The sequence below is a fragment of the Streptomyces sp. NPDC001020 genome, assembly GCF_053599115.1.
Map to the genome: position 1 here is coordinate 1 of NZ_JBSFLQ010000089.1, position 4,687 is coordinate 4,687.

Annotated in this window: 3 protein-coding genes; all 3 read left to right on the top strand. The window is 74.2% G+C overall.

Going from position 1 to position 4,687, the window contains the following annotated elements; translation table 11 throughout:
- On the top strand, positions 1-1,194 hold a 1,194-nt coding region (locus ACWDEX_RS37005), incomplete at its 5' end, for an acyltransferase domain-containing protein (RefSeq protein ID WP_450469050.1).
- On the top strand, positions 1,191-4,574 hold the full coding sequence (locus tag ACWDEX_RS37010) for a non-ribosomal peptide synthetase (protein ID WP_450469051.1): 3,384 nt from the start codon (positions 1,191-1,193) through the stop codon (positions 4,572-4,574). The genes ACWDEX_RS37005 and ACWDEX_RS37010, both read left to right, overlap by 4 nt.
- A partial coding sequence (locus ACWDEX_RS37015; RefSeq protein WP_450469053.1) for a beta-ketoacyl synthase N-terminal-like domain-containing protein occupies positions 4,571-4,687 on the top strand: 117 nt, incomplete at its 3' end. The genes ACWDEX_RS37010 and ACWDEX_RS37015, both read left to right, overlap by 4 nt.

Consider the following 4,687-nt stretch of genomic DNA (forward strand, 5'->3'; position numbering starts at 1 on the left):
CTCGCCGGCGTCTTCACCCCCGAGGACGCCCTCACCCTCGTCGTCACCCGCGGCCGCCTCATCGAGGAACTCCCCGAAGGCGCCATGCTCGCGGTCGCGGCCGACGAAGACGGCGCGGCGGTACTGGCCAAGGCGTGCGGACTGTCCGTCGCGGCAGTCAACGGCCCGGAGCAGTGCGTGCTGTCGGGTACCGCGCGAGCGGTGGCGGAGGCGGAGCGGCGCTGCGCCGCGGACGGAATCCGGCACCGGCGTCTCCCGGTCACCCGCGGGTTCCACTCGGCACTGACGGACCCCGCCCTGGACACCTACCGGCGTGTGGTCGAGGGCGTGAGGCTGTCCGCTCCCGCGATCCCGTTCTGCTCCGACGTGACAGGCACCTGGATCACGGACTCGCAGGCCACCGACCCCGGTTACTGGGCCGAACACATCCGTGCGACCGTCCGCTTCGACGACGGCCTGCGCGCACTGCTGGACTCGGAGGACCGGCTGCTGTTGGAGGTCGGCCCCGGGGCGACGCTGACGTCCCTGGCCCGTCGCCGCACAGAGCGCGGCCGGGCGTTGGCCTCCCTGCCTACGACCGGGAGGGCCGGGCGGCCCGAGCCGGACGAGCCGGTGGCGCTGCTGCACGCGGCGGCCCGGCTGTGGGAGGCGGGCGCGCCGCTGGACTGGGCGGGGCCGCGGGGCGGCACCCGGGGCCGCCGGGTCCCGCTGCCCACGTACCCCTTCGAAGGGAAGCCGTACCGGCTGGGCATGGGGCCCGACACGGACGGCCGACGGAGTGCCGCACCGGGCGCCGGGACGGTGGAGGTGGCGGGGTCGGCGCACAGCCGGCCGGATCTGCCCGTGCCCTACGCCGAGCCGGTGGACGACCTCCAGCGGACGGTGGCCGCGCTGTGGGAGGAACTGCTGGGTTACGAGCGGGTCGGCATCCACGACGACTTTCTCCAACTGGGCGGCGACTCACTGCTGATGACCCGCCTCGCCGCCCGGCTGCGCGAGACCTTCCCGGTCGAGTTGCCGCTGGAGCGGGTGTTCCGGCTGTCCACGGTGGCTCAGCAGGCGGCCGCCATCGAGGAGTCGATGCTCGCCGCACTGGCGGAGATGTCCGACGAGGAAGTCGCCCGTTTGACGGACGACGGCGCCGCACCGGGGGGCCAGGACGGTCCGCACAAGGCGGAAGGAGACCCGTCATGACGGGCACTGAGGCGAATGAGGTCCGCCTGTCGGACGCGAAGCGGGCGCTGCTGAGCAAGTGGCTGTCCGCGCCCGGCCGTTCGGTGTCCCCGGCGGGCGGGGAGCAGGTGGCCGCGCGGCCCGGTGGCGGACCGGCACCGTTGTCCTTCACCCAGCTCCGGCTGTGGTTCCTGGAGCGGCTCACACCCGGCAACGCCGCCTACAACGCGCCGCTCGGTCTGCGCCTGCGTGGACCGCTCGACATAGCGGCTCTGGAGCAGGCGCTGGACGGCGTGATCCGCCGCCACGAGGTGCTGCGCACGGTCGTCACCGAACAGCCGGACGGCACTCCCGTCCAACAGGTGGCCCCACACCGGCCGGTGACGCTGGTGCGGCAGGACCTGCGCGCGCTGCCCGCCGCCGACCGTGAGGAGGAGATGCGCCGGATCTGTCTGACCGACGCCCGCGAGCCGTTCGAGCTGGCCTCCGCCCCGCTGTGCCGGGCACGGCTGCTGCACCTCGGCACGGACGATCACCTACTGCTGTTGGTGTGGCACCACATCGTGTCCGACGCCTGGTCGGGCGGCATCCTCATGCGGGAACTGGGCGCCCTGTACGAGGCGTTCCGCGCCGGCCGCCCCGATCCGCTGCCGCGGCTGCCGATGCAGTACGCCGACTACGCCGCCTGGCAGCGCGGGGAGTTCGCCGGGGAGCGGCTCGAGCGGCTGGTGGAACACTGGCGCGCACGGCTCGCGGGGGCCCCGCTCGACCACGGGCTGCCCACCGACCGCCCCCGGCCGGACACGCAGGACTTCACCGGGGAGGAGATCGCCTTCACCCTGCCCGCCGCCCTGGTCGACCGGCTGGAGGAGGTCGCCCGGGACTGCCGGGCCAGCCTCTTCTCGGTGGTGCTCGCCGCGTTCCAGACCGTGGTGCTGCGGTGGAGCGGACGGGACGACCAGCTCATCGGCGTGCCGGTGGCGGGGCGGACCCGGCCCGAACTGGAGGGGCTGATCGGCTTCTTCGCCAACACGCTGGTGCTGCGGTGTGACCTGTCGGGCGATCCGTCCTTCCGTGAGCTGGTCCGCCGGGTGCGGGACGACGCCAACGACGCCTACGCGCACCAGGAGCTGCCCTTCGAGAAGCTCGTCGAGGCGCTGCGCATGGACCGCGATCCCGGTCGGCACCCGATCTTCCAGATCCTGTGCACCTGGCAGAACGAGGGGATGGCCGAGTACGGGCTGCCCGGCCTGGACGTGGAGCCGGTGACCGTGCACACCGGCACTGCCAAGTTCGATCTGCAGCTGGGCCTGCTGCACCGCGACGGCGCGGTGGACGGGCGGCTGGAGTTCGCCACCTCGCTGTTCGACCGGGACACGGCCGAGCGGCTGGTGCGCCATCTGCGGACCGTGCTGGAGGGCGTGGCCGCGGATCCCGGGCGCCCCCTGTCCCGGCTGCCGCTGAGCGACGAGGCGGAGACGGCGCTGCTGATGCGGTGGAGCGGCACGGCCGAGGTCCGGACCGCTCCGCCGGTCCACCGGCAGGTGGCGGACCAGGCGGCGCGCACCCCCGACGCCGTGGCCGTGGTGTGCGGGACGACCCGGTTGACGTACGCCGAACTGGACCGGCGGGTGAAGCAGCTGGCCGCGCGGCTGCGGGCCGGTGGGGTCGGGCCGGAGACACCCGTGGGGGTCTGCCTGCCGCGCTCGGCCGATCTGGTGGTCGCGCTGCTCGGCGTGTTGCGGGCCGGAGGCACGTATGTGCCACTGGACCCGTCGTTCCCCGACGAGCGGCTGTCCTACCTGCTGTCGGACACCGGCGCACGGCGTGTGGTCACCGGCTCGCCGCTCGCCGAGCGGTTCTCCGGGTACGAGATCACGCTCCTGGACGCCGGCACGGAGGACGGCGCCGAGCAGGACGACGGGGCGCGGGTGCTTCCGGAGCAGTTGGCGTACGTCCTTCACACGTCGGGGTCGACGGGGCGGCCCAAGGGGGTGCAGGTCACCCACCGCTCGGTCGCGGATCTGCTGGCCCATGTCCGGGAGCTGCTGTCGTTCGGCCCGTCCGACGTGCTGTGTGCGGTGAGCACGGTGTGCTTCGACATCTCGGTACCGGAGATCTTCCTGCCGCTGTGCTCAGGGGCGCGGCTGGTGATCGCCGACGAGCAGGAGGTCCGTGACGGGGCCCGGCTGGCGGCGCTGGTGCGCGAGTACGGGGTCACCGTGTTGGACGCGACCCCCGCCACCTGGCGCATGCTGATCGCGGCGGGCTGGCGGGGCGGCGGCCGGCTGCGCGCCGCCCTGTCCACGGGTGAGGCACTGCCCGCCGAACTCGACGAGCAGCTACGGGACCGGGTCGGCGAGGTGCACAACCTTTACGGGCCAACCGAGACCACGGTGTGGGCCACCGGGCAGCGCACCGTCGGCGGCCCGGGGCCGGTGCCGATCGGGCGGCCCGTGGGCAGCGCCCGCGCCTATGTGGTGGACACGCGCGGTGCGCTGGTGCCACCGGGCGTCACCGGTGAACTCCTCGTGGGCGGCGGCGGGGTGACCCGCGGCTACCGGGGGCGGCCGGGGCTGACGGCGGACCGGTTCGTGCCCGATCCCTACGGGCCGCCCGGCGGTCGGCTGTACCGCACCGGCGACCTGGTGCGCTGGCGCGCGGACGCGACGCTGGAGTACGTCGGCCGCCGGGATCACCAGGTGAAGGTGCGGGGTTACCGCGTCGAACCGGGCGAGGTGGAGGCCGCTCTGCGTCGGCACCCGGGGGTGGCCGAGGCCGCCGTCATCGCGGAGGACGGGCCCGGCGGGGCACGGCTGCACGCCTACGTCGTACCGGCGGACCGGGCGGCTCCGCCGACGGCCGCGGCCCTGCGGCAGGCGCTGCGCAGTCGGCTGCCCGCCTATATGTGCCCGTCCGCTTTCACCGCGCTTCAGGCGCTGCCACTGAACACCAACGGCAAGTTCGACCGGCACGCGCTGGCGTCGACCGAGGGGCGGGCGCTGCCCGGCGGTGACTCCTACGCCGACCCGGCGACGCCGACGGCGAAGACGGTGGCCGAGGTGTGGCGCAGGGTTCTCGGCGTCGACCGGGTGGGCCTGCGCGACAACTTCTTCGATCTGGGCGGGCATTCGCTGCTGGTCCTCCAGGTGCAGCGGGAGCTGACGGCGGCGCTGGGCCGTGAGCCGTCCGTCGTGGACCTGTTCCGGTATCCGACCGTGGCCGCGCTCAGTGCTCACCTGGACACGGACACGCGGCCGGCGGCGGAGCCGGACGCGGCCCGCCGGGACTCCCGCGACCGGGCCCGGGACCGCCGGGCGGCGGCAGGACGGCTCAGGCAACGACGTACGGGGGGCGGCGGGTCCGAGGCCGCCGACGGACGAAAGGATCACGAACGATGACGGACGCCGGGCTCGACAACGCGGTGGCGATCGTGGGCATGGCGGGACGGTTCCCGGGTGCGCCCGACATCGCCTCGTTCTGGCGCAACATCCGCGACGGCGTGGAGTCGGTG

Bases quoted from the DNA above. Each gene is read 5' to 3' on its own strand.
- ACWDEX_RS37010 (WP_450469051.1), top strand. From the start codon at position 1,191: ATGACGGGCACTGAGGCGAATGAGGTCCGCCTGTCGGACGCGAAGCGG.